We start from the raw sequence: 25,156 nt of genomic DNA, 5'->3' as shown, positions 1-25,156 counted from the left end.
TTAATATCAAAAATAAGATAGAACACACGACGATCAACTTCAAAAAGAGCAAGGTGTTCACAAGACGAGGAACGCAGCGTATACTTAATACGTGAGTACCGCAGTACTTGTAGAACAACGTAGCCAATTTTTGAAGTTCATCGAGTGTATATATTAGTATACAACTCTTCCTCATCAGGTAGTGGGGAATTTTCTGAAAACTCTACCGCTTCTTTAATAATCTCTTTAACTGATTGCTCTATTTCTTTTAAATCAGCTTCACTTGCATAATTATTTTCTAATATTATCTTGCGTATCTCAGTAATAGGATCACGCTCTTTATACGTCTCTACTTCTTCTTTACTGCGGTATTTTGCGGGATCAGACATTGAATGCCCACGATAACGGTAGGTTTTCACCTCTAATATCAAAGGCATACTATTTTCTCTAACATATTCCGCTGCCTGCTTAACACCGTTATACATTTCTTCAAAATCCATGCCGTTTAATTGAAATCCTTTAATCCCGAACGATTCGCCCTTTTTATAAAGATCACGCATAAAGGTTGAACGAGCAACCGAAGTACCCATAGAATATTCATTATTTTCAATAATATAAACTATCGGTAAGACCCATAAAGCAGCCATATTAAAAGCTTCATACACCTGTCCTTGATTAACCGCACCATCACCTAAGAAAGTAAAGCAAATATTGTTCGTGCCATTATATTTCTCAGCAAAAGCAAGCCCTGTACCTATCGGCACTTGAGCTCCTACTATACCGTGTCCGCCGTAAAACTTATTCGGCACGTCAAATAAATGCATCGACCCGCCTTTGCCTTTTGAGCAACCTGTAGCACGCCCCATAAGCTCAGCTAACACATATTTTGGCTCGGTGCCTGCTAGAATAATATGAGCATGATCACGATAGCTAGTAATAGTACTGTCTTCTTTCTGCTTAATCATATCTACGGCAGAAATTACTGCCTCCTGTCCGATATATAAATGGCAAAAACCACCTATTTCACCCATACCATATAACTGACCGCATTTTTCTTCAAAACGCCTAAGTAACAGCATATCTTTGAAAGCTTTTAAACTTTCTTCTTTGTTCGGTTTATATTTTTGGGATTTAATTTCCACTAATTTCTCCTTATAATCTTAAACGTCATTGCGAGGAGGCGAAGCCGACGCGGCAATCTCATGAAACATCCTGAGATTGCTTCGTCGAAACTGATAGTTTCTCCTCGCAATGACTACACACTACAATTTTTTCAAGTTCACAAAATATGGCACATGATCAGAAGGTGGTGTCCAGTCTCTTGCTTCTGACAATAAATGTATGGAAAATAATTCATCTTTTAAATTATTACTAACCCAAATATGATCAAGCCGCCTACCTCTGTTAGATTTTTTCCAATCTACGTTTCTATAGCTCCACCAAGTATAAAACTTTTCATCAAGTGGCACAAAATGCCTACTACTATCAATAAACTCTAACGAATTTTGCAATTCTACTAATAAAGAACGCTCAATATCAGTATGACTAATAACATTTTGCAGCTGCTTGCTAGACCATACATCATGCGGGTGTGGGGCAATATTTAAATCACCTGCAATTATAATCTTATCATTTTTACTACGGTTATTAGTTAACCAATCTTGCATTAACCTTATATATTCTAACTTATGCTTAAACTTTGAATTTAGCTCTATGTCAGGTATATCACCCCCAGCAGGAACATAAAAATTATGTATCTCAATATCATTAACAGTAGCTGCTATATGCCTTTTATCGCCGTTATATAGCTCAAGTGAAAAAACATTTTGCAGTGGAAGTTTTGAGATAATAGCAACGCCGTTATATGATTTCTGCCCCGAATATATTACATATTCATAACCTATATTTTTGATTACTTCAAGAGGAAATAACGGATCATCTACTTTTGTCTCTTGCAATAAAATAATATCAGGTTGATGTTCATATGCCAATCTTTTTAATAAATCAATACGCAAACGCAACGAATTAATGTTCCACGTAACTATCTTCATTTAGTTTTTGTCATCTCTTATAGCTGCATTTACTATTGCATCTCTGAAATAAATTATTCCAATTTGATTTAAAGGATTTTTCATATCAATTTTATCTTGCATGTCTTCAGGAATTTTTACCATAGTGTTACTGAGTATAGCAAAATAAAGATTATTGGGCAAAATATATCCCATTTCGCTTTGCACTCCTAAAGCTTTACCAGAAAAATGAATCATTGTATGTTTAGAATCAAGATCAGTAATATAGATACCATACCCCATGTAAGTCTTACGTCCGTCTATTTCTTTTGCAGGAAAATACTTAGTAGTCATAAGCTTATATGACTTTGTAGAAAGAATTTTGCCGCTATTTAATGCTCTATACCACTTAATAAGGTCACTTGGAGTTGATATAATCCCACCATCAGCACAAGGAAGTGCTACAAAATCAGCAGTTACAGGGTTAAATATAGGTTTATTACTATTATTTGAGGTTATAAAATATCTTACCGGATAATTAGAACTAATAACATTTCTTTGAATTCTAGCCGCTTCACTATATGAAGCAAAACTGGTAGATTTCATATTTAATGGTCTAAAAAATTCATCTTGAAAAAAGTTGCACAAATCTTTTTTAGTTATTTTCTCAATAATCATATCAAGTATAACAAAATTAGTATTACTATATTTAAACTTTTTTCCTATAGGTACTTCTAAAGGCTTAGACGCAACATATTGTAATATTTTTTTACGTGCATCTTTTCTAGTCATATTTAAATCTAGTTTTACAAAACCAAAATATTCAGTAATACCACTACTATGGGTTAATAAATTATGAATCCGATATTTTATATGCCCAATCAGGTACTTTACCTTGCCACATTTCCAAATCAATATATTTATATATCTTGTCATTGACGTTTAATAATTTTTGCTCTTGTAACCTTAAGATTCCTGCGGCAGTTATGGGTTTCGTAGCAGAAGCAATAGGCATCATTTCATTTGCTTTTAACTGCTCACCATTTAAAGCGAAAATGCCTTTAGCTCCTGTTAGGAGTTGTTTATAATCATCGGCAAACATAAAAACAGCATTTACAAACCTATTGCTTATATATTCTTTTTCTGCTTCACTAATTCTTTGCTGAATATCTGCAAAACTATCAGCACAATTAACTATTAAAATAACCAATAATAAAATATACCTACGAAACATAATAACTTTAACTCTATACAAACTGAAACTTAAATTCTCTTAAAATAAGAAGGCAACTTTGCTTCTAAATTAATTTCTTTGCCAAAAATTTTTTCAGATAATACTATATTACTAGCATGCAAAAACATATATTTACTATACGGCATTAATTTTTCATTTCCATATTTATTATCACCAAATATTGGACAACCTAATAATTTAGCATGCAACCTTAATTGATGCATTCTACCCGTAATCGGATTAAATTCAACCAAAAATAAGTTATTGGCAAATGATTTAAGTAATTTATAATAAGTAATGGCAAGTTTACCATTATTGTCCTCTATATCAGTAATTTTTGATATACTGCCCTTACTTTTTTCTATCTTAGTTTTAACTTCTCCTGTATTTTTAGTTGGCTTTCCGTAGGTTACAGCGAGATAGGTCTTTTTAACCAATTTTTCTTTAAAAGCATCATGAAGCTTTACACTACTTACATAATTTTTAGCAATTAAAAGCAAGCCGCTCGTTTCTTTATCTAATCTATGTACTAACTTAAAATCAGCTCCTTGACTGTTTAAATATTTTAACGCAGAATCAACCGATAAATTAATTTTACTACCACCTTGCGTTGCAAGCCCTGCTGGCTTATTAATCGCTATTATATTATCATCCTCATATATTAAATATTCAGTGGTAATTTTCTTTGCTAATGTAATTTCAGCATCAGTAAAAACTAGTTTAGTTGGTTGAGCTATAGGTAAATTAAACTTATCATGGATAAAAATTTCATCACCCTCCACTACTCTTAAACTCGCTTCTGCTTTTTTAGAATTAACAATTATTTGCTTTTGACGCAATGCTTTCTCTATCACTCCTTGAGTCAAAAGAGGATATAGACGTCTTAAATATTTATCTAACCTTGAGGCGATAGGGCTGTTTACAGTAATGATCATTAAGAATTTTTTATTAGAGAATAACACCAAATCAGCATAGATAAAAGCACTATAGCAAAAAATTGATGCATAGAAGCTGCTATTATAGGAACGTAATATAAAAGTGTAATTACACCAGTGGATAATTGTAACAATAAAGCGATAGTCAAATAGAATGCTACTTTATTTAATTTCGGATGTTTAACTTTTAATAAACAAATAATTAAGGTTACGATGATTACAGACAGACTATAAGCACCTAGACGGTGCACAAATTGGACAAAAACCGGATCATACCAATTTTTGAAACTTAAAAAATTGTCCTTTATTTCTATAGGAATAAAATTGCCACCCATCAATGGAAAGCTATTATATATTAGCCCTGCATCAAGCCCTGCAACTAAAGCACCTAAAAAAATCTGCACATATATTATAGCAAGACTGGCAAGACAGAATATAAGGGGTAATTTTAAATTTGTTTGTGATGGAATTAATAAAATATCGCAGTAATTTTTGACTAATTTGTAAAAAAGCAAATAATAAATAATTACGGCAATAATTAGATGAAAAGCAAGACGAAAATGGCTAACAGACGGATGATTAACTAAACCGCTTTTAACCATATACCATCCCATAAAACCTTGCATGCAGAATAACAGCAAGACAATTATATAAGGTAATATATCACGATTTTTTATGACCCCTTTAAAATAAAAATACATTAAAGGTAATACATATATTAAACCTGTAGCCCTACCAAGCAGGCGATGCACAAACTCTAATAGATAGATGAATTTAAACTCTGATAAAGTCATCCCGTAATTAACTGCATTATACTCAGGGAATAGCTGATATTTAGCAAACTCGGCTTGCCAAGCACCAAGACTAAAAGGTGGTAATATACCTGTTACCGGACGCCACTCAACTATCGATAAACCAGAACCAGTAAGCCTTGTTATCCCCCCTACAATAATCATCGCCACGACCATTATACAGCAAGTTAATAGCCATTTTGTGACTCTATTGATGTCATTCCTGCGTAGGTAAGAGTCTAGAAACAAATTTGAGAACATAGATTATAGAGATTTTTGAATTAAATATAAAGCTGTTGCTGTGTGAATCAGCTCTGTCATCCCGTGGCTTCCACGGGATTCAGCTCTTTGTCATTCCCGCGTGGATAGAAAAACGCCCTAAGGTAGTCATACCGTGGCTTGTCCACGGTATCCAGAAAATAATAAAAAATACTAATTTTATTAGTATTTTTAACTAGATCCCGTGAATAAATCACGGGATGACAGGGGAGAATGATCCACGCGGGCAATGCCCCCGTGGCTTATCAACGGGATGACACACTACCTACTAATCCTTGCTATACAATCCTTTCAGTGATTTCTTTTAATTTTTCTATTCACTCAATAAGATAAAGCAACTGCTCTTTGCTAATCTTATAATTTTTGTCATATCTTGCTTTAACATATGCTTCTTTTAGTAGCTCAAAACATTTTTTTTGCCCAGGAGTTGCTATAGGAAAAACTTGTAATAACTCACTGCTATAATTTTCTGCTTTGCTTCCTAACTTTTTTATATCATGTAATTTTGGTTTATAATTAGAAAAAACTAATAAAATAGTATTATAAAAACTTTCAGTAGCTTGATGAAGATAAAAAGCACTTTTGTTCAATTCTCCTCTTTCAAATGGATATTTACAATCTATCAGAAACCCGCACCCTTCTCTAAACCACTGTTCAAAATAATCTTGAGCTATTTCTTTCATCTCGCTCCAAGGTAAATCTTTAGCCTCACTTAAAATATATTCACCACTATCATACAAAAGAATGCCTTCTTTTTTAATATCGGTATAGAAATAACGTCCTTTTTCTAACTGTCTATTTATTTCTTCTATTGATTCAAGAATTATAGATATCCGTGAATCATACGGAATAATTTGTTTAGGGTTTATTACTCCTGTCTTTATTAATCTTTTATATATATTATCTTCTAAATTTAAAGTAGCATGACCTTTATACTTACCTTTTTTCAAAATAATCAAAATATCTGTATCGCTATGATAGCCATTAGGTAGATCACGTACCCAATCACCTCGTGCAAAAGAGCCATACAAGATAATCATAGCGATTTTATCTTGTGCGAGTTTTAAAATTTGCTGCACTATAAAATTTAGCCTGCCCCTAATATGTAAAGAGCGTTCAGGTAGTTCGGTTTTCATTGAAATATTTATTTTCTATAGCCAAGGTGGTGTTACCTGCTTCTTATGTAATTCCTGCATAGGCATATATGTATCAACTTAAGGATCGGTGTCATCCCGTGGCGGCATTGCCCGCGTGGATCAGTTTTCCAGTTGTCATCCCATTTTTTATAATATTTGAAGTTTCTCCAATATATAAGGTTCCATTATGCTGGCTTGCTAATATATATATAATATTGTTTCATTATATTATTAAAGTTAAAAGCTCGATTTCTCTCGCTTTATGCTGGATACCGTGGACAAGCCACGGTATGACAGAGAAAAAACTGATCCACGCGGGCAATGCCCCACAGGCTTACTACCTTAGGATGATACACATCTCCTCGCAATGACGTATATTACCCCTCACCGCCCCCACTATTCTCTACAACAGAATTCTCTTTACTAGCCGCAGGGCGGTTCTTATTCGATTTTCTATTACGATATCTGCGTTTTGTCTTTTTTGGTAGCGGTTTCTCTTCTACTACTACACCATCATCCGTAATCTCTACTTCTTCTTTTACAACACTTATTACCTGATCTTTTGCTTCTTTTACTTCAGGCGTTTTCTTCTTTTCTTCACTGACAACATTATTATTGGCAGTTTTCCATTTATGCTTATTTTTACGTAGCTGCTGTTCTTTTTTAGGCTCTTCTTCAGTATAATCAGCACTATGATTTTGAATTACCGGCTTACCAGCATTAAGGTTATTATTATTTCTTTTCAACAATTTTACTTTCTCGATTGAATAACTATCAGAAGTAGCATTAGGATCAGAATAAAAATTAAGCCTTATATTATATTTCTCTTCAATAGATTTTATTTCCTGACGTTTATTATTAAGTAGGTAAATGACTGAAGAAACGTTAGCAAAAACATTTATTACGTCAATTTTATCTTCAAAAATTTCATTTTCGATAGTACGTAAGATTAGCATAGCATTAGATTCATCAGCTCTAACAACACCTTTACCATTACAATGAGAACAAATTGAAGAATTAGTTTCTAGGAAAGAAGAACGTAATCTCTGCCTTGACAATTCAAGCAATCCAAACTGACTTATATTACCGGTTTGTATACGCGCACGATCACGACTTAAGAATTCTTTAAAAGATCTTTCAATAATTTTACGATTTTTTGTTTCATCCATATCAATGAAATCAACAACTATTAAACCTGATAAATCTCTAAGCTTAACTTGCCTTGCTATTTCTTTTGCTGCTTCTAAATTAGTTTTTAGTGCTGTTTCTTCAATATTTTTCTCAGAAGTTGATCTACCTGAGTTTACATCTATAGAAATAAGAGCTTCAGTTGGATTAATAACAATATATCCTCCTGAAGGCAAAGTTACCACAGGCTGGTATAGCTTAATTAACTGTTCCTCTACTTGAAACTTAGTAAATATAGGGGTTTTACTTTTATGCTCTTTAAGCTTTGATGCTTCTGACGGCAATAAGTCCTGCATAAATTTTGCAGCATCTTCATATGCTTCTTGCCCCTGAATTATGACCTCTTTAACATTATGATCACACATATCACGTATAGTTTTACGTATTATGCTGTCTTCTTCATGAATAAAGCATGGAGCTGGAAATTTAACAGTACTCTTACGGATTTTATTCCATAACCTTGATAAATAGCTATAATCTTTTTTCAGGTCTAAAGTACTGCAACCTCTACCTGCTGTCCTAATAATTACGCTATAAGGACTCTTGTCACCATTTACTACCTTGTTTAAAATATTCTTAAGCCTTTTTCTTTCATCACCATTTGATATTTTACGAGATATACCATTTTGTGCTGCTTTATTAGGCATTAAAACACAATATTTACCCGCTAAAGATACATAAGTAGTAAAAGCTGCACATTTATTTCCACGTTCCTCTTTAGTAACCTGAACTAATAATATTTGGTTTTTTCTTATTACGTCCTGTACTTTATATTGCTTATATTGCGGAACATTTTCTTCCTTATCGCTTTGGATAATTTCAATATCATCAGCTGCTTCTAAATTAAGCTCTGACTGAAATTTACTCTCTACTAACTCCTCTATTGCTTTTAGATCGATTTCCTCACCATCAATTAATGGGTCATATGAAGTAGCTACTGGTGTTTCATCTTCATCATCAATGACAATATTAGGTGGCACTATCTCAGGAAATACGTTAATTGGAAAATTTTTCTCTGACGCAGGTAAATTGTAATAATTAGGATGTATTTCGCCAAAAGGCAAAAAGCCGCTTTTATCCATACCATATTCTATGAACACAGCTTGTAAAGATGGCTCTATTCTTGTTACTTTTGCTAAATAAATATTACCTTTATTTTGTTGTTTTCTTGTTGTTTGAAATTCAATATCTTCTATATTATTGCTTTGTCCCAATAAAACTACTCTTGTTTCATTTGAGAAATTAGCATCAATTATTATTTTTTTATTCATTAATCTCGCTCACTAACTCGAAGAATAAATAATTAATATAACACCTTAAGCATATCTTGTATTAATCTATTTAAATAAGTACCTATCTTTCTTTGGATTCTGTGCATAACCATAGGTAAATTAAGTAGCGAATTATATTATTATTTTTCTTACATTAAATTATTTATCATATATAAAAACTACATTAGATATTTATTTTATATATCTAATGCTATATAAGCTCATCATACTAAAATATTAACTATAAATATCTTAATGAAATTACAAATCTCTTTAATTATTTAGAATAACTATCTATACTAAATTTTGTGTATCTAAAATAGTTTTAACCTTTGTATCGTATCTTGATACAGTAAACTTATTAACTATGAGTTATATACCATGTATGTATGTTTAGCAAACACTTAATTTATGACTTTAAAAAACGATTATAGGACAATATTATTTTCACTTTTGGGAATATTTATTTTTTTTTGTATTAACGCTACAAATTTTTACACTTCTAAGATTTTCTTACTTATAAATAAAGGTTTAGGTGGGGAAGAGATAAATAACATCAATCAAACTAAATTTCTAGGCTCAATAATTGCTGCTTTTGCTTTAACCCAGCTAATTAATAAATTAAGTAATAAAGTAATTATTATTACTAGCTTAATATTACTCATTCTTTGTACCATTAACTTAGTTTTGCTAGATGATTTTACTTTCATTAAAATTAACTTTATTATAATCAACGCAGGAATATTTGCATATTTCACCTCAACAGTACTAGAGATTATTGAAACTTCCGGTGAGAAGAAATATCTTTTCTTAGCTTGTGTAATATTATTATGGGCATGTGGAAATTTAATAATAAACCTAATAAGTCAATTCATCAACCCAACAAATAATACTATAATAATTGGTGCTTTATTATACTGTATTAATATTTTAACTGAGTTTCTACATTCTAATCCCACTATCCACACTTTGAAATTGGACTCAAAATTTTCATCTTTGATAAAAAATGTGGAGTTACAGATATTAACAGGATTTGTAGTATCTTATGTTACCTTAGATATATTTTGGTATTATGAAGCATTTGCTTTAAAAAAAGAATTAGCATTAATTAACCTATCACTAATATTGAAATATATTTTTATGGGAATATTATTTTCTATAATACCTATTTGTTATATAATAAATAAAGTAAATAAATATTTAGCTAATTTCGTATTAACTTTAATCCTACTTATATGCTTTATTTTACTATCACTACATGGTGGGAATAAAAACTTAAACATATTATATATTATATTGATTGGAAGTTGTTTAGGATCGATTTTTATCTGCAATATTTTAATATTGATTGATAAATTTAAAGGATATGAATTTAGAACAGCATTATTTTCATATTTTTCTATGTGTAGTGTAGGTATTTACGCCGGTGCTTTATCTTCTAGCGTTCCGTATGGCACAGTTAATGGCAGTGATTTCCTATTTTCTATTTCTGCCGTAGTTGGTAGCTTCGTCGTTTATCATGCTTGGTATCTTATTAGCTACAGATTATATAATATGCCTACAAAATGAAAAACTCCTTAAATAAAAGAGACATCTCAATATTAATCGGTAATGCACTCGATCATTTTGATACCGCACTTTACGGATTTCTTGCTCCACTTCTTGCCGGCATTTTCTTTCCGAATCACGATAAAATAGTAGCGTTAATTTTAACTTATAGCGTTCTTGCTACTTCCTTATTTACTCGCCCTATAGGTTCTTACTTCTTTGGAGCTATTGCTAAAAAATACGGCGGGGTTTTTGCATTATCTCACTCTTTAATCGGCGTTGCTTTAACCACTGCTTTAATAGGATTGATACCCTCACATGCTCAAATAGGGTGGCTTGCACCGCTGTTATTAGTCATAATCAGGACTATGCAGGGTATATATTCTGAAGGAGAATGTGCGATTGCTAAGCTATTTATTTTAGAGAATAAGGGAGAAAAAAAGGCATTTAAAGCTTCTTATCTTTATAATACCTCTACCATATTTGGGATTATCTTTGCATCCTTTATCAGTACTATAGTTTTAAATGCAGATTATAACAAATACTGGCGAATATGCTTTATATTTGGCGGACTTACTGCACTTGCCGGTTATTTTTTAAGGAAGAGCGAGGCGGTTATTCTGTCATCCCGTGGCTTGGGAACTAGATCCAGTAAATCAACAGATAATAATGCAGTAGCTGGTTTTATGGATCTAGTTCCCAAGCCACGGGATGACACTAGGATAACACCTATTTTTCCTCGCAATGACGTAATAAATGACCTACTCACAATATGGAATAATAAACTAAATATCATACGAATCAGCTTTGCCGTAGGCTTTTCATACATGACCTACATAGTACCTTTTGTCTTTATGAATAGCTTTATTCCTCTAATTACTGATATTTCACTAGAAACAATAATGAGGTTTAATACGGAATTTCTGATTTTTGACATGGTTATGATTCCGATAATTGGGGGTCTGACCAAAAAATTCCATTACCTTAAAATATTAAGAGGTACTCTTATATTAATGATTTTAAGTTTAATCCCTCTATGGTGGTTTTTAAACAACTCATCAATATGGTATGTTAATTTTGTCCGTATATTTATTATATTAGTCGGAGTTAGCTTTCTTGCACCATTAAATTGCTGGCTAAATGATCTGCTTAAAACTACCGATAAATATATGCTAGTTGGTATCGGCAGTAGTATAGGCTCTTCGCTGATTGGGCGGCTTGCCCCATCTACCTGCTTAATGCTTTGGCATATCACAAATAGCAGTATATCGATTGCGATTTATATAACCGTGATATCGCTTATAGCTTTGTGGTGTGTTAAGCCAAAAGTGAACTAAGATATTCGTCAGGCGTCATACCTATAATTTTCGTTAGCTCATCATAACAATCATTATGGACAAGATTGCTAAATTTAGTTTTGTCGTGATCGACCAACGGAGCATATAAGTGAGCATTTTCTTTTATAAAAGAAATACCTTTTTTAAACTCATTTTTATTGTTAATACGATATTTTTTTGCTATTTCATCAAATATAAAACTATTTATGTCTTGCATTCTATAGTTAGAAATACCAAAACTACCCGCAAGTAAACCATAAGTAATATCATTCTTTTTATATTCGATAATTTCTTTAATGTCATGTAACAACAAATCCCTAATATTCGTATTTAAGTTTTGTTTATATGTGTCATTCTTTAACATAATTAATATCCTTTTTATATTTTGTATACAATATAAGTACTATTAAAAATATAAAAAGTAAATTAGTTTTCTACTATGAATAAAAATATTTATAGAGCTTTCACAAAATAATAATAATTTTAATCTACGAGTTAATTGCAACTTTTTTATTACAAAAATAACGCTTTTTAAACTAATGTTTATTAATTACTTATATTTTTTAATAAAATATGTTCTGATTAATTAATGAGAATTAAAATATTATTTAAAATATGTCTAAAGCTGTAATTAGTGAAAAAGCTGAACCTAGAGAGCTAAAAGCACTTTTTATAGTAGGGCTTGATATGAGACCTAATCCTAAAATTTTAGAGATATATGATCAAGAAAATTGTTTGGTTATAGGAAGATGGAAAGAGCCCTATTAAAATAACAGATGTAGAGGAGTTACTAGATAAACATAATTTACGAATAAGCCCCAATACCAGAATCGATATTTGTGCACATGGTCGTAGAGTAGAAGAAGAGCATACTCTAAATTTAGAAAATAATAAGATTAAAACAAAAGATTTTTTACAGCAATTACAAAACCTTTCCCCTCAAAATCCTTTGTATATTCATATTTGGGCATGCCATGGAGGAACAGCAAATAAAGATGTCGAAATTTTAAATCCAGGAAGTATAATAGTAACCCATATAGAATCTAAATATATTGCTCTTAATATAACTGAAGATTTTTCCCTTTTAACTTCTATTACAAGATATATGAGAGAAGATAATTTATCTCCTCACTTACAATATCTTTATGATCAACTTGAAAATTATCAAGCTACTACCTTTAACCAGATAGAAGATAATGGTCACATTATGAAATTTAAATCTATTCGTAATTTAGAACCTGATTCTAGTGCCAATATAATTTTAAATTCTTTGCAACAAAAAAACATAAGCGAAGAATTAATAAAAAAGTTACAAAATTATCAAGCCTTAGAAGCAAAGCGTTTTCATGAGGTGTTGAAGGATTATGTATCTTTCACAGATATAGAACAATTCCAGAATCATATTAGTAATATTTCAGAGCCTGTCTTGAAAAGATATAAGAAATAATTTATATTGTCAAAAAATAATAAAGTAGGAATATGTATCCCAGTGATATAGTGGAAGAAGAAAGGATACATTTAGCTCCATTTGTTGGTCCTTGCAAGATAGGACGGTCACGTAAACATAATATAAGAGATATAATTAATGGCATTCGTTACGTAATGAGGAGTGGTTGTCAGTGGCGATTATTACCTAAAGATTTTCCCCCATGGCAAACAGTATATGACTATTATTTACGTTGGCGTAAGAATGGTAGATGGCAAGAAATACATGATAGATTAGTCCAAAAAGTAAGGGAGAAAGAAAGTAAGAAATCCACTCCTACTGTAGGGATTATAGATAGTCAGTCTGTTAAGACTACCCAAAAAGGGGAGCTAGAGGATATGATGCAGGCAAGAAGATTAAGGGTAGGAAACGCCATATATGGTAAATTAAGTTGAAGTTTGCGTATTAAAGAATTGAATTAAAGCATTATATAATTGATCAAATTGAGTAATTTTAGCTTTAATCCATCGCTTCATATTGGCCCAAAATTTCTCTATTGGATTTAGATCAGAGGAGTAAGGTGGTAAGAATATTATCCTACAACCTACTGATTCTATTAGTTCTTTGGTCCTTTGAGACTTATGGAAAGCAGCGTTATCCATCACTACAACTTGTCCAGGTTTTAGCTCTTTTATTAAAAATTCTCCAACCCAACTTTCAAATAATTGTCTATTACATGTTCCATTAAATATCATCGGTGCTATACACTCTTTATTAACATAACCAGCTATGATATTTGTTCTGTTGTAATATTTACCGCTTTTTTTACCAATAAGTTTTTCGCTTTTTTTGCCCCATCCTCTATCTTTGCAGATATTTATCTCAATACCACTTTCATCAATATATACAAGATGTTCTATTGGTGTATCTTTTATGACCTCTTGGTACTTATCTCGCTTTTCTTGACTTGCTTCCAAGTAGGAAAAGTCTTTTTTTTATAGCTAAAACCTAGTTGCTTTAACCAATAATACGCACCCACAGAACTCATATTAAAATACGTACCCATTTCTAATAATGTGAAATTAGGATTAGAACTCACGTACAACTCAACATCTTGACTTGTTACCCGTCCTTTTTTGCCTCCTATTCTTCTTGCTAAATAATGTCCTTCGGACTTATATCTCTTATACCAATTCCTTACTGTGTTTGCTGCTATTTCAAATCTTATCGCAGTGCTATTGCAGCTATTACCTCTTTCTACATATCCTATAACTCTTTTTCTAAAATCTTGACTATATGATCTTGGCATTTTCCTTTATATATATCATCCCTATACTCAAACCTCAACTTAATTTACTATAGTATTATCATGTGAAGTACATTCAGCAGGTATACAAGACAGAGATGGTACTAAAAATGTAATAATCAAGGCAAAAGCAAAATATCCTAGTATTATCAAATTTTTTGCAGATAGTGGTTATGCTGGAGCATCACAAATTTGGTGTTTTTTAACTGTAAGAGCATTACTGACAATTTCTCGTAAAATTGTTGATCAAGTGGGGTTTAAAGTGATTCCCAAGCGTTGGATAGTTGAACGTACTTTTGGCTGACTCAATAATTTTCGTCGTATGAGTAAAGACTATGAGCATAACTATAAAACTTCTGAACATATTATTTATATCAATATGATTACACTTATGCTTAAAAAATTGACTAAACCTTAATTTCAAGACAGGCTCTAAGACTTAGATGTAAAAAATTATATTACCGGTACAGTAATGAACTTAATTACTGTGACTACTTACAAAGATATGAAAGTTAACGATGAAGTGGCAGATATTCGAGATAATATATTAAATAATTTAAATCCTGAACTAGTAAATCATAGTATTTTAAATATTACGCCTTTATATGTTGCCGTTCATAATAATAAATTAGAAATAACTGAAGCTTTACTTGCTAAAAGGAGCAAATCCTAATGAAGTTGATAAGAATGGCTGTTCTCTTTTATATATCGCATGTGATAAAAATTTTCCAGAAATAGCCAATTTATTATTAGAGAAAGGAGTTAATCCTAACATCTCAGATAACTCTAATCGTACGCCCTTAATGGAGGCATGCTTTAATAACTCTTTAGACTTAGTAGACGCATTACTTACCAAAGGAGCAAATCCTAATACTGTGAGTAAAGATAAACTGACACCATTAGTTATAGCTTGTTCTAAAAATTTTGAAAGAATAGTGTTGCATTTATTAAAAAACAATGCTGATCCTAATGTAGTAGATCATAACAGAATTATACCTTTGCTTGCTGCTTATAAGAACCGTTCTACAAGAATAATGGAATTTTTGTTAGAAAAAGAATAAATGGTAGCGAGGGAGGGATTTGAACCCCCGACACACGGATTATGATTCCGTCGCTCTAACCAACTGAGCTACCCCGCCAAGGATGTGTTTTTTTGTGAATTTTGTTGTAAGCGTAATGTTTACTATTTTGAGTTGATCGGAAAGCTTGTTCGGTATCGTCTAGTTAGCTTGTACATTGTATGGCCCAGAGAATGCCCTACATGTCATGCCTGCGTAAGCAGGAATCTAGTCAACTATATACTACCCCTAGTTGCTCGCACTTGCGAGATCTTATATTATAAACTGCGTCCTAAGATACCGCAATTAAGTTAGCTAGTATGACAAATACTGGATTCCCGCTTACGCGGGAATGACAATCAAATAACAAATTAACGTTTAGAGAACTGTGTTTTCTTACGTGCTTTATGTTGCCCGTATTTCTTACGCTCTACTACTCTAGAATCACGTGTTAAGAAGCCACCTTTACGTAAAACAGCATGAAAGTCTGGAGCTGACTGTGCTAGTGCTTTAGATATACCATGCAATATAGCACCTTTCTGTCCTGAAATACCACCGCCCCTAACTGTACAAACTATATCATACTGATTATTAGTTTTCGTTAAAGTAAAAGGTTGCAATATAGTTTTGACTTGCGTTTCAGAAGCAAAATATTGATCTAAACTTTTTTTATTAACAATTACTTGCCCTTTTCCTGGTTTAAGCCAAACTCGTGCTATAGCGTTTTTTCTTTTACCAGTAGCATAGAATCTACCTGAATTATCCATTTTCTCTTTAGGAGTTTTGACTGTTTGTTTGTCAGCAATTAAAGCTTCCTTATTTAGCGACTTTTCTACTTTGTCTGTTTTAATCTTTAACGTTGTCATAGTTGATTACTTCTTATTTTTTGGATTTTGGCTTGCAAAATCATAAACTACAGGCTGCTGCCCTGCGTGCGGATGTTCACTATTTGCATAAATATATAGATTGCTCATTTGCTTAGCACCTAAAGCATTTCTTGTAATCATTCTTTTAACTGCCATTTTAATGACTCGCTCTGGGTGTTTACCACTTAAGATTTTACCTGCAGTAGTATCCTTAATACCGCCTGGAAATCCGGTATGTCTATAATATATCTTTCCGTCTTTAGGATTTGCTTTTTTACCGGTTAATGTTACATGCTCTGCATTGATTATGATTATATTATCACCACAATCCATATGAGGAGTAAAACTAGGTTTATGTTTACCACGAAGCATATTAGCAACTCTACTTGCGAGTCTCCCAAGTACAACATTTTTTGCGTCTATAACCCACCATTTTTTTTCAATTTCCGATGGTTTTGCAGAATAAGTTTTCACAACAATATCTTTTTAATTAAAATTTTTGAAATAAAGATCTAAAGCCATATTTAATAGCATTAATACCAGTAGTTTGTCAAGTTATATTTAGTACTATTTACTTCCGAATATTATTTTTCTATCAGTAGAAAAATATAATTTTTTATTAACAGTTAAACCATAATAATGGATATTATTAATGATTTTAGTAATATTTGGCACTGCACTTAAGTGATCATTATTATCTAAATCAAAGCTATACAAAACACCACTCATAGAAATAATATCTAAGCTGCGGCTGCCGTTATTCTCTGCTATAAAAGGTACTAAGAAAGTAGCAGCTTTTAGTTTTTTGGAATCTTTTCCATCATTTAAATCAGCTACAAATTTTACTAAGCCTGTTTCAGGATTAAAAGAAGCTACCTGCCTTGCATTATTTGTGACAAATAAACTATTACCAATTAAGGATGTTGATTGGATATCCTCAGCATTTACTTGCCAAATAGCTGTTCCTGTATCGAGATTTAATTTTATAAGCTTACCAAGCCCTGTTGCTATATATAAATTATTATTGTCATAAATAGGAGCACATAAAATACTAGCTTCTTCAAAATTTGGTATAGCTACATGATCGAAACTTGCAAATTCAAAATTCCATTTTACTTCACCATTTTTTGTATTTAATGCAAGTATTTGTCCAGAATTATAAGTTATTATTACACTATCTTTATGTACTATCGGTGTCATGAAATAGCTTGCTGATAGAACTTCAGCTAAACTTTCATGCTCCCAAATATTTTTTAAAGTTTCAGCGTTTAAAGCAGTTGTTTGATTGCTGATTGTTTGGACTAAAACCGTGCTATCATTTAGCATAACCGGTTTTGTTCGGATAATATCAGGAAGCTGCTTTCTAATTATTTCATAACCTGTTTTTGCATCCAGTACTACTAATACTCTTGAGCCATATGTTACATATAACTTATCGTTAAAATGTAGAATGCCACCACCAATATAATTATCTTTTTTATTTCGACTTAAATTATAAGACCAAATAATTTTATTTTTCTCTATAGAGAATGCTGAAACATTTGACCTAATATCTAATGCATAAATCATATCACCTACAAAAACAGGCTCTGTAATAGTTTTATTTTTAACAAAATTATATTGTCTGTTTTTTAACATATTTGGATTAAATGCATATATGTTTGCACTGTTTCCTAAATATATTGGTTCATTAGATTGCAGAGATAATTTAGGAGTTAATTCAACTATATTTTTTACTCTTTTTGGACCAAGTGCATTACATGCACTCAAAATAATGAGCGGTAATAATAAACTTACTATTTTTTTGATCATATTTCTCCTTTAATTCTATTATTTAGCTCTATCTAAGCCTGCAAGCAAAGCTTTTGCCTGATCTTTTATTAAATCTGAAGTGCTGTTTGATGCTACTAAAATTGTTAAATTCTTTTCTGCTTCTGCCAACATATTGCTCTTAATATCCCAAATAGCTTTCATAATATTTGCTGTAGCCCAAAAAGACTTATTTTCATTATCAAAATAATTTAAATATTTCACTAATTTTTCTTTGTCAGCAATATCTAGCTTTTCATCATCAATAACAAGACTACACCATGCAATACGAGCATATGAAGTAACGATTTCTGAATATTCCTTATTTTCAATAATCTTACTGAGTAAATCTTTGACCTCTGAATTTTGTTGCCCTGAAAGTTTTATAGCAACTTGCTCCAGTAAAGCAATCTCTTTTATCTTAGTATCACTAATGTTAACTAAATTTTCTAAGGTACTAATAGCAAGCTCCTTATTACCTTGCAGAGCTTCTAAACTAACTGCTTTAACAAAAATATCACCATTTTTTTGGTTATTTTCAATTTGCTTATTTTTATTGTTATTATTAATGACCATTATAGTAATAGCTATTAAGGCAATAATTATTACTATAGGTAAAAGTCTTTTAAAAAAAATTAGCCTTTTTTCTTCGTTTTGATCATTTAATACTTCGTCTAAAATATCGGTCATATTATTTAATTTGATTTATTTTTACAGCCAAATTTAAGCTTAGCATCTTCTGCCATTTTTTTAGATGCAGCTGTTCTATTACTTGGAAATTCCTTATTCAGCTTATCAAGCATATTGCAAGCTTCTGTAGTCTTCTTTAATTCACCAAGTGAAAGTGCTAGCTTTAATAGACCATCAGAGGATTTTGCTCCTTTTGGCGACTCTTTATAACCTTTTAAATAATTAACAGCAGCATTGTTATAATCTTTTTGTTTAAAAAAGCATTCTCCATACCAAAAATAAGCATTACTAATCATTGCACTTTTAGGATATTTTTGAATAAAGTTTTTGAATTTATTTTTAGCATCATCAATCTTATTATCTTTGTAAGAAGCAAGAGCTAAATCATAAGCTTGTTTATCAGGTGCAACATCTTTATTAGGTGCAGGAGCAATTTTTACTTCCTCTACATCATTAGGCATATCTTTAAGCAGGCTTACGTCAAAGACATCAGGAATATTTTGATGTTCTGTTTCTGAGGCTTCAGCATTTTCGCTTAGTTGTGGAATATTAGAATTTTTACTTAATATATCAACTTTATGCTGTAAAACTTCAATTTTACCAATTAATCTTCTAATTTCTTGCTCTTGCTCATCTAATCTACTTTCAAAATCATTACTTGCTGCATATTTTAAAGGTTGTCCCTTTATAGTGCCACTTTCTGCAAACGTTAATAATGAAAATAAAAGAGTAAATATTAAAATAACTAGCTTCATATTATTTTTTTATTTTTACAATAATGTTTCTTATAATACTGAAAATTTTCCAACATTCCACATATTTTTAAAAATCTTATAATAAACTATCATATACCGCAGATACTTCAAGAGTTGAAAATCAAATAAGTGGTGAGGCAGCTAGGCATACAATAGTACGTGAGCACAGGCGAATCCCGAAATTTGGCTTATCAAATCTTGAAATATCTGCGATATATTTTATATTTGGATGCTGCCGTCATAAGCAAAAGTCAGGGTAATAGTAGTTCCTTCATTTATTTTACTTTGCAGATCAAATTTACCATTCATAAGCTCAACTAACTTTTTGGTAAGCGGCAGCCCAAGCCCCGTACCTTCATATTTGCGGCTAAGTTCACTATCAATCTGCCCAAATGTTGACAAAGTTTTTGGGATATCTTTTTCTTCAATACCAATACCAGTATCTATAACTTTTATATATACTAATTTAGCTAGCTCATCTTTTTCTATTGTAATAGTAACGCTCCCACCGGCGTTTGTAAATTTTACAGCATTTGATAAAAGATTTAAAAATACTTGCTTAAGTCTCTTTGGATCTGCCTTTATAACAATATGCTCTTTCGGTGACTTATTAACTAATTCTACTCCAGCTTGATCAGCACGAGGCTTAACAAGTATAAGTGATGAGCTAACTAATTTATTTAAATCGAGATCAATACTATCTACTTTTAGCTTATCGGCAGAAGCTTTAGAAAGATCCAAAATATCGTTAATCATGCTAAGTAGATGCTTACCGGCATCATTAATATCTTTAATGTAATTTCTACTTTTTTCCGGATCTTTTTCTGACATTAAAATTTCAGAAAAGCCTATTATAGCGTTAAGAGGAGTTCGTAACTCATGACTAATATTGGCAAAGAATTTTGTATTTGAGGAACTAGTCTTTTCTACCTTTATTATTTCAGCTTTTAAATTTCTATTTGTTACTAACTGCTCTTCGATAATATGCCTAGCATAATTAGTATTACTAACAATTATAGTACAAAATATTATAAAAATAATAATAAAAGTTATGAAAACTTTTTGCTCAAGAGATATTATATTTTGCCATTGATTAGTAATATCAGTATTAATCTCAAGTATTGCATCTACTGGAAAATTATTTAAATCACTACCTATAATAGGTATATAGCTAGTAATAAAAGAGGCTTTTTTTTCTGTTAAATCATTTTCATTCTGAATTATAACTTTAGGAAATAATATATGACTTGTAATACCTTCAAGAGCACCTAACAAAGGTGCTTTTGCAGAAAAAGATCTAAAAAAATATTTATCAATTTTTGCGGTGAATATTTTAACTAAACTGTCATCTGGATAATTATCCACACTATACATATTTAGCATATTACTGGTAATAAATTTATTACCGTTAAGATCATATAGAGATATGTTAATATCAAGATTAGTAAACCAATCAGCAGTAATAGTAACAAAATTAATAAATTCTTGATCTTGTAATAATTTTAAATAGCCAAATTTATGTAATTTATTGATTACATTTTCATGAGGATTCCAAATATTATGAGTATAAAGACAAGCAATTTTAGTATTTTGTAAAGCTACCTGTTTTACTACCATCTCTTTTATCATAAAATAACGATAGAACATCATATTTATGACAATATTAAGAAATAATGCAACAAATGATAATCTGACTATATATTTATTATGGTTCATTATCACCTTATTTTTCTGTATACTCGTTTTATTTGAAAAATTGGCGTCGTTGTTTTTTGCTTTTAATCCTCACCTATGTTAAATACGCTGCGGTTAAAAGCTTCAAAACTCCTACTCTTTTCCGAAAAAACTTCATCTACTCAACTCTTCATTTTGTAGTAGTGTAATATCTCACTTCATTGCGAGGATATTCATAGAATCGATGCAGCAACCTCAAAAATCCTGTACTATTTCATAAGATTGTCACGTCGCTTTGCTCCTTGCAATGGCGGTTTAAGTATCCCTTATTTAACTTCACCTTTTGTCTCTAAATTCTTATTAATAATCAACCCTGTAATTACATCATAAGCACGAGCAAATTGGTAATCTTTTTTGTATAATTCAGATAATTCGTTATCTTCTTGTTTGTTATTTTTCTCTTTTGTTTCTTTTTTACTATCTTTATTTTTAGATGAATTATCTTTTTCGACATCATTCTTTAAATAATTTTTTAAAGAACTTTCAGAAAAACGTTTATCTATTTTTTTAACCTCTGGATATTCTACTTTCGCCGGCTCAATTATAATATCAGGCTCTATACCTTCCGCTTGGATAGAACGACCACTTGGTGTATAATATCTAGCGATAGTAAGTTTTACAGCGGCTCTTTGATTAATTTGAGTTAAAGATTGCACTGAACCTTTACCAAAAGATTTAGTTCCAAGTATTATCGCCCTTTTATGATCTTGCAACGCTCCTGCTACTATTTCCGATGCTGAAGCAGAATTACCGTTTATCAAAATTATCATAGGAACTTTTGGAGCTTTTAGTGAAAACTTGTTTGCTTTAGTCTCACTCTCACTTGTTGCAGTTCTACCTTTTGTACTTACTATTATACCAGAATCAATAAAATAATCACTAACAGCAATTGCTTGATCAAGAATACCACCTGCGTTATTACGTAAATCAAGAATAATACCTTTAATATCATCTTTACTATCGGTTTTTAATTTTTTTATTGCTGTTTTTAATTCAGAAATTGTTGATTCATTAAAAGTAATTATACGTATATACGCAATATTACCTTTTTCTAAATGAGCTTTTATTGGTTTTATTTTTACTGTCTCACGAACTAGTTCTATTTCTTGCGGCTTTGACTCTTCCTCTTTTATTACTAATAATTTTACTTTAGTGCCAGGCGTCCCCCGCATTTCCTTTACAGCTTTGTTAGGACCAAGTGTAGATACCAACTCGTCATTTACTCCAACTATGTAATCCCCTCCTTTTAGACCTGCTTTAAAAGCAGGTAAATCATCAATAGGCGATATTATTTTTATGGCCCCGCTATCATACATTATTTCAACACCGATTCCGCCAAACTCACCTTTAGTAAAAGTAAAGATATCTTCTAAATCTGCATCAGTATAATAACTTGAGTGAGGATCAAGCGAATTTAACATGCCGTTAATTGCTTCATCTATCATTTTTTGTTTGTTAGGAATTTGTACATAATCCTTTTCAATACGCTCAAATACTTCTTGAAATTGCTTATAAGCTTCTTCGTTTGTTATTTTATTTTCAGGCTCTTTTGTTTCTTCTTTAGTAGCGGCAAATACAGAAACAAAATTTATAGTAAAAAATAATGCTATAATTAAACGTAAATACATAATACTCCGTATGTGTTTATTAGTTTTTAGTGTCATCCCGTCATTGCAAAGGGATGCGACGCATCGACAAAACAATCTTAGGGAACTTTTACTGCTGCTTCGTGAGATTGGTTTGTCGTTTCGCTCCTCGCAATGACGCTTATTTTAAATATCCAGCTCGTTAATAATCTTATCCATTTTAACTAAAGCCTGTTCATAAATAAATTGAAATCTTTTTTCCGGCTTTTTACCCATTAAATCATCTACTATTTTATCAACATTCTGAAAATCTTCTAAAGTAACTTTTAGAAGTGATCTTTTTTCTGGATGCATGGTAGTTTCTTTTAACTGCATAGGCATCATTTCACCGAGTCCTTTAAATCTACCAACTTCAATCTTAGCTTTACTACTCTTGGATAATTTATCTGTTAGCTTGGCTTTTTCCTCTTCATCATTTGCATAATAAGTTTTATTAGACTGCGTTAAGCGATAAAGTGGTGGTTTTGCTAAATATAAATGTCCATCTTCTACTAATTTTGGCATTCTTAAAAAGAAGAAAGTCATTAATAATGAAGCTATGTGAGCACCATCAACGTCGGCGTCAGTCATAATAATTATTTTCTCATAACGCAAGTTTTCTTTTTTATAATTCTTCAAACTACCGCAAGCAAGAGCTATTTCTAAATCTTGTATAACTTGATTATTAACTATCTTTTCAAGCGTAGAGCTTGCGACATTTAAAACTTTTCCCCATAACGGCAATACTGCTTGCGTTTCTCTATTACGTGCTTGTTTAGCCGAACCACCTGCCGAATCACCTTCTACGATAAACAATTCTGTACCTTCTGGTGAAGTTCTCGTGCAGTCAGCAAGCTTACCAGGCAAACGTAATTTTTGCGTAGCATTTTTACGAGAAATAGTTTTTTCATTTTTCCTATTTACTCTAAACTCAGCAATAGCTATGAAATGCTCAAGCAAGTTATTAGCTATAGTTTTGTCACTACTAAGAAAATGGTCAAAATGATCTTTTATAATATTTTCAGTAGGTTTGCTTACACCTTGAGATACTAATTTTTCTTTAGTTTGTCCTTGAAAAGTAGGCTCAGCTATAAAAATAGATAGTACAACACTTGCAGTTTCTAAAATATCTTCAATAGTTAAATTAGCAGTTTTTTTATTCCCAACCATTTCACCATATGCTTTAAGTCCACGTAGTAAAGCAGACTTAAGACCTTGTTCATGCGTTCCACCTAGAGGCGTTGGGACTGTATTACAATAAGATTGAATAAATGCTGAGTTATCATTATTTTGCCAACAAATTGCCCATTCAAGCTTTATGCCATCTTGTTCCGATTCAACATTCCCAGAAAAGATTTCCGGTGTAATTAAATCATCTGGGGTTATCTTTGAGCTTAAATAATCTTTTAGACCATTTGGGAAGTTTATTAATGCTTTCTTAGGTACATCGCTAGATACTTCAATTTCACACTCCCATTCTATAGTAACACCTCGATACAAATAAGCTTTCGATCTTGCCAGCTCATAAACTTTTTTAGGATTAAAATGTAGCTTTTCGCCAAAAATTTCTGGATCAGGGATGAAATTTATTGATGTACCTTTTAGCCTTTTAGGTGCTTCTTCACATATTAATTCAGTTAATTTTTCACCTTTTGCATAGCTTTGCTTATATAATTTCCCCTGCTTATATACCTTAATTTCTAGATGCTCTGCTAAGGCGTTAACTACTGATACCCCAACCCCATGCAATCCCCCAGCAGTTTGATAAACATTACTTGAAAATTTACCGCCAGAGTGAAGCGTAGTTAAAATAACTTCTAATGCTGATTTGTTAGGGAATTTTGGATGATTATCAATAGGAATTCCACGACCATTATCCGATATGGTTATACTGTGATCCTGATGCATTTTTATTGTGATAATACTTGCAAAACCAGCGACAGCCTCATCCATAGAATTATCAAGTACTTCAGAGACTAAATGATGCATAGCATTTAAGTCTGTACCACCAATATACATACCAGGTCTTTTACGGACAGGTTCAAGCCCCTCTAATACTTCAATATCTTTTGCACTATATGTATTGTTAACTATCTTAGGTTTTTTTTCTTTGTTGAAGCTAAATAGATCGCTCATAAGTTAGAATTACGATTAAAAAAGAATTTTTTATACTTCTTTAA

The 25,156-nt window shown here is 31.5% G+C and carries 25 protein-coding genes, 1 tRNA gene and 2 pseudogenes; 9 read left to right on the top strand and 19 right to left on the bottom strand.

The genetic code is table 11. The features are described 5' to 3' along the window. Positions 1-137 precede the first annotated feature (137 nt). From pdhA to ACICQC_RS01755, 7 genes and pseudogenes are all read right to left on the bottom strand, one after another. Positions 138-1,121 (bottom strand): pyruvate dehydrogenase (acetyl-transferring) E1 component subunit alpha, encoded by a 984-nt coding sequence (pdhA, locus tag ACICQC_RS01795; RefSeq protein ID WP_395477174.1) that lies wholly within the window; start codon positions 1,119-1,121, stop codon positions 138-140. 120 nt (positions 1,122-1,241) lie between these two features. Continuing rightward, positions 1,242-2,030, bottom strand: coding sequence for an exodeoxyribonuclease III (gene xth, locus ACICQC_RS01790; RefSeq protein WP_395477173.1), 789 nt, complete (start codon positions 2,028-2,030; stop codon positions 1,242-1,244). Then, positions 2,031-3,222, bottom strand: a pseudogene (locus tag ACICQC_RS01785) (serine hydrolase domain-containing protein). A gap of 29 nt (positions 3,223-3,251) precedes the next feature. After that, positions 3,252-4,157 carry an RluA family pseudouridine synthase gene (locus ACICQC_RS01780; RefSeq protein WP_395477172.1) on the bottom strand — a complete coding sequence of 302 codons (906 nt, stop codon included), beginning with the start codon at positions 4,155-4,157 and terminating at the stop codon, positions 3,252-3,254. Continuing rightward, the gene (locus ACICQC_RS01775; RefSeq protein ID WP_395477171.1) at positions 4,157-5,209 is read right to left on the bottom strand and encodes a COX15/CtaA family protein; all 1,053 of its coding nucleotides are present in this window, start codon (positions 5,207-5,209) and stop codon (positions 4,157-4,159) included. Before ACICQC_RS01775 ends, ACICQC_RS01780 begins: the two co-directional genes overlap by 1 nt. Positions 5,210-5,544: 335 nt before the next feature. Beyond that, complete coding sequence (locus tag ACICQC_RS01765) at positions 5,545-6,363, bottom strand: nucleotidyltransferase and HEPN domain-containing protein (protein ID WP_395477170.1); 819 nt, start codon at positions 6,361-6,363, stop codon at positions 5,545-5,547. A gap of 377 nt (positions 6,364-6,740) precedes the next feature. Beyond that, the gene (locus tag ACICQC_RS01755) at positions 6,741-8,822 is read right to left on the bottom strand and encodes a ribonuclease E/G (RefSeq protein WP_395477169.1); all 2,082 of its coding nucleotides are present in this window, start codon (positions 8,820-8,822) and stop codon (positions 6,741-6,743) included. Positions 8,823-9,233: 411 nt separating this feature from the next. Between ACICQC_RS01755 and ACICQC_RS01750 the strand changes: the two genes are divergently transcribed. Continuing rightward, the gene (locus ACICQC_RS01750) at positions 9,234-10,391 is read left to right on the top strand and encodes a hypothetical protein (protein ID WP_395477168.1); all 1,158 of its coding nucleotides are present in this window, start codon (positions 9,234-9,236) and stop codon (positions 10,389-10,391) included. Continuing rightward, positions 10,388-11,707 (top strand): MFS transporter, encoded by a 1,320-nt coding sequence (locus ACICQC_RS01745; protein WP_395477167.1) that lies wholly within the window; start codon positions 10,388-10,390, stop codon positions 11,705-11,707. Before ACICQC_RS01750 ends, ACICQC_RS01745 begins: the two co-directional genes overlap by 4 nt. Here ACICQC_RS01745 and ACICQC_RS01740 read toward each other — a convergent pair. Then, complete coding sequence (locus ACICQC_RS01740) at positions 11,688-12,071, bottom strand: hypothetical protein (RefSeq protein ID WP_395477166.1); 384 nt, start codon at positions 12,069-12,071, stop codon at positions 11,688-11,690. The genes ACICQC_RS01745 and ACICQC_RS01740 overlap by 20 nt on opposite strands. A gap of 251 nt (positions 12,072-12,322) precedes the next feature. Here ACICQC_RS01740 and ACICQC_RS01735 point away from each other — a divergent pair, with 251 nt between their 5' ends. The 3 genes from ACICQC_RS01735 to ACICQC_RS01725 all read left to right on the top strand — a co-directional run bounded on the left by ACICQC_RS01735 (position 12,323) and on the right by ACICQC_RS01725 (position 13,588). Beyond that, on the top strand, positions 12,323-12,475 hold the full coding sequence (locus ACICQC_RS01735) for a hypothetical protein (protein ID WP_395477165.1): 153 nt from the start codon (positions 12,323-12,325) through the stop codon (positions 12,473-12,475). 181 nt (positions 12,476-12,656) lie between these two features. Then, positions 12,657-13,154, top strand: coding sequence for a hypothetical protein (locus tag ACICQC_RS01730; RefSeq protein WP_395477164.1), 498 nt, complete (start codon positions 12,657-12,659; stop codon positions 13,152-13,154). Positions 13,155-13,186: 32 nt separating this feature from the next. Beyond that, positions 13,187-13,588, top strand: coding sequence for a transposase (locus tag ACICQC_RS01725; protein ID WP_395477163.1), 402 nt, complete (start codon positions 13,187-13,189; stop codon positions 13,586-13,588). On the opposite strand, the gene ACICQC_RS01720 is transcribed toward ACICQC_RS01725, so the two are convergent. Continuing rightward, positions 13,580-14,110 carry an IS630 family transposase gene (locus ACICQC_RS01720; RefSeq protein ID WP_395477057.1) on the bottom strand — a complete coding sequence of 177 codons (531 nt, stop codon included), beginning with the start codon at positions 14,108-14,110 and terminating at the stop codon, positions 13,580-13,582. The genes ACICQC_RS01725 and ACICQC_RS01720 overlap by 9 nt on opposite strands. Continuing rightward, entirely contained in the window at positions 14,065-14,442 is a 378-nt protein-coding gene (locus ACICQC_RS01715) for an IS630 transposase-related protein (RefSeq protein ID WP_395476240.1), read from the bottom strand. Before ACICQC_RS01715 ends, ACICQC_RS01720 begins: the two co-directional genes overlap by 46 nt. 49 nt (positions 14,443-14,491) lie before the next feature. Here ACICQC_RS01715 and ACICQC_RS01710 point away from each other — a divergent pair, with 49 nt between their 5' ends. The 3 genes from ACICQC_RS01710 to ACICQC_RS01700 all read left to right on the top strand — a co-directional run bounded on the left by ACICQC_RS01710 (position 14,492) and on the right by ACICQC_RS01700 (position 15,500). Then, a complete protein-coding gene (locus ACICQC_RS01710) occupies positions 14,492-14,743 on the top strand; it encodes a transposase (protein ID WP_395477761.1) in 252 nt (83 codons plus the stop codon). 168 nt (positions 14,744-14,911) lie between these two features. After that, on the top strand, positions 14,912-15,112 hold the full coding sequence (locus ACICQC_RS01705; RefSeq protein WP_395477162.1) for a hypothetical protein: 201 nt from the start codon (positions 14,912-14,914) through the stop codon (positions 15,110-15,112). Continuing rightward, complete coding sequence (locus ACICQC_RS01700; protein WP_395477161.1) at positions 15,090-15,500, top strand: ankyrin repeat domain-containing protein; 411 nt, start codon at positions 15,090-15,092, stop codon at positions 15,498-15,500. The genes ACICQC_RS01705 and ACICQC_RS01700 overlap by 23 nt, the downstream gene beginning before the upstream one ends. A 1-nt stretch (position 15,501) precedes the next feature. On the opposite strand, the gene ACICQC_RS01695 is transcribed toward ACICQC_RS01700, so the two are convergent. The 6 genes from ACICQC_RS01695 to ybgF form a co-directional block, all read right to left on the bottom strand. After that, positions 15,502-15,578 (bottom strand) — tRNA-Met (locus tag ACICQC_RS01695). 290 nt (positions 15,579-15,868) lie between these two features. After that, positions 15,869-16,363, bottom strand: a complete 495-nt coding sequence (gene rpsI / locus ACICQC_RS01690) for a 30S ribosomal protein S9 (RefSeq protein ID WP_341792160.1) — start codon at positions 16,361-16,363, stop codon at positions 15,869-15,871. A 6-nt stretch (positions 16,364-16,369) separates the two neighbouring features. Continuing rightward, the gene (gene rplM, locus ACICQC_RS01685; protein ID WP_011476918.1) at positions 16,370-16,837 is read right to left on the bottom strand and encodes a 50S ribosomal protein L13; all 468 of its coding nucleotides are present in this window, start codon (positions 16,835-16,837) and stop codon (positions 16,370-16,372) included. 93 nt (positions 16,838-16,930) lie between these two features. Beyond that, complete coding sequence (locus tag ACICQC_RS01680; protein WP_395477160.1) at positions 16,931-18,175, bottom strand: PQQ-binding-like beta-propeller repeat protein; 1,245 nt, start codon at positions 18,173-18,175, stop codon at positions 16,931-16,933. 18 nt (positions 18,176-18,193) lie between these two features. Continuing rightward, on the bottom strand, positions 18,194-18,862 hold the full coding sequence (locus tag ACICQC_RS01675; protein WP_395477159.1) for a DUF2659 family protein: 669 nt from the start codon (positions 18,860-18,862) through the stop codon (positions 18,194-18,196). A gap of 5 nt (positions 18,863-18,867) precedes the next feature. Then, complete coding sequence (ybgF, locus tag ACICQC_RS01670) at positions 18,868-19,617, bottom strand: tol-pal system protein YbgF (protein WP_395477158.1); 750 nt, start codon at positions 19,615-19,617, stop codon at positions 18,868-18,870. Positions 19,618-19,709: 92 nt separating this feature from the next. On the opposite strand from ybgF, the pseudogene ACICQC_RS01665 reads away from it, so the two are divergent. Then, positions 19,710-19,832: pseudogene (locus ACICQC_RS01665) on the top strand (palindromic element RPE5 domain-containing protein); the annotation flags it as partial. A 4-nt stretch (positions 19,833-19,836) separates the two neighbouring features. On the opposite strand, the gene ACICQC_RS01660 reads toward ACICQC_RS01665, so the two are convergent. The 3 genes from ACICQC_RS01660 to parE form a co-directional block, all read right to left on the bottom strand. Next, the gene (locus ACICQC_RS01660) at positions 19,837-21,333 is read right to left on the bottom strand and encodes a sensor histidine kinase (protein WP_395477157.1); all 1,497 of its coding nucleotides are present in this window, start codon (positions 21,331-21,333) and stop codon (positions 19,837-19,839) included. A 284-nt stretch (positions 21,334-21,617) separates the two neighbouring features. Next, positions 21,618-22,979 (bottom strand): S41 family peptidase, encoded by a 1,362-nt coding sequence (locus ACICQC_RS01655; RefSeq protein ID WP_395477156.1) that lies wholly within the window; start codon positions 22,977-22,979, stop codon positions 21,618-21,620. A gap of 144 nt (positions 22,980-23,123) precedes the next feature. Next, positions 23,124-25,112 carry a DNA topoisomerase IV subunit B gene (gene parE / locus ACICQC_RS01650; protein WP_395477155.1) on the bottom strand — a complete coding sequence of 663 codons (1,989 nt, stop codon included), beginning with the start codon at positions 25,110-25,112 and terminating at the stop codon, positions 23,124-23,126. Positions 25,113-25,156: the final 44 nt, after the last annotated feature.

The organism is Rickettsia endosymbiont of Pantilius tunicatus (genome assembly GCF_964291875.1).
Classification (GTDB): domain Bacteria; phylum Pseudomonadota; class Alphaproteobacteria; order Rickettsiales; family Rickettsiaceae; genus Rickettsia.
Note: the sequence above shows the minus strand (reverse complement) of the source record. Positions and strands in the feature narration are given on the sequence as shown.

Coding starts and splice junctions, on each gene's coding strand:
- rpsI (WP_341792160.1), bottom strand. CDS start 16,363: ATGACAACGTTAAAGATTAAAACAGACAAAGTAGAAAAGTCGCTAAAT.
- ybgF (WP_395477158.1), bottom strand. CDS start 19,617: ATGAAGCTAGTTATTTTAATATTTACTCTTTTATTTTCATTATTAACG.
- parE (WP_395477155.1), bottom strand. CDS start 25,112: ATGAGCGATCTATTTAGCTTCAACAAAGAAAAAAAACCTAAGATAGTT.
- ACICQC_RS01750 (WP_395477168.1), top strand. CDS start 9,234: ATGACTTTAAAAAACGATTATAGGACAATATTATTTTCACTTTTGGGA.
- ACICQC_RS01780 (WP_395477172.1), bottom strand. CDS start 4,157: ATGATCATTACTGTAAACAGCCCTATCGCCTCAAGGTTAGATAAATAT.
- ACICQC_RS01765 (WP_395477170.1), bottom strand. CDS start 6,363: ATGAAAACCGAACTACCTGAACGCTCTTTACATATTAGGGGCAGGCTA.
- ACICQC_RS01775 (WP_395477171.1), bottom strand. CDS start 5,209: ATGTTCTCAAATTTGTTTCTAGACTCTTACCTACGCAGGAATGACATC.
- ACICQC_RS01740 (WP_395477166.1), bottom strand. CDS start 12,071: ATGTTAAAGAATGACACATATAAACAAAACTTAAATACGAATATTAGG.
- ACICQC_RS01660 (WP_395477157.1), bottom strand. CDS start 21,333: ATGAACCATAATAAATATATAGTCAGATTATCATTTGTTGCATTATTT.
- ACICQC_RS01675 (WP_395477159.1), bottom strand. CDS start 18,862: ATGACCGATATTTTAGACGAAGTATTAAATGATCAAAACGAAGAAAAA.
- ACICQC_RS01715 (WP_395476240.1), bottom strand. CDS start 14,442: ATGCCAAGATCATATAGTCAAGATTTTAGAAAAAGAGTTATAGGATAT.
- ACICQC_RS01735 (WP_395477165.1), top strand. CDS start 12,323: ATGTCTAAAGCTGTAATTAGTGAAAAAGCTGAACCTAGAGAGCTAAAA.
- ACICQC_RS01745 (WP_395477167.1), top strand. CDS start 10,388: ATGAAAAACTCCTTAAATAAAAGAGACATCTCAATATTAATCGGTAAT.
- xth (WP_395477173.1), bottom strand. CDS start 2,030: ATGAAGATAGTTACGTGGAACATTAATTCGTTGCGTTTGCGTATTGAT.
- ACICQC_RS01655 (WP_395477156.1), bottom strand. CDS start 22,979: ATGTATTTACGTTTAATTATAGCATTATTTTTTACTATAAATTTTGTT.
- ACICQC_RS01725 (WP_395477163.1), top strand. CDS start 13,187: ATGTATCCCAGTGATATAGTGGAAGAAGAAAGGATACATTTAGCTCCA.
- ACICQC_RS01705 (WP_395477162.1), top strand. CDS start 14,912: ATGAACTTAATTACTGTGACTACTTACAAAGATATGAAAGTTAACGAT.
- ACICQC_RS01680 (WP_395477160.1), bottom strand. CDS start 18,175: ATGATCAAAAAAATAGTAAGTTTATTATTACCGCTCATTATTTTGAGT.
- ACICQC_RS01755 (WP_395477169.1), bottom strand. CDS start 8,822: ATGAATAAAAAAATAATAATTGATGCTAATTTCTCAAATGAAACAAGA.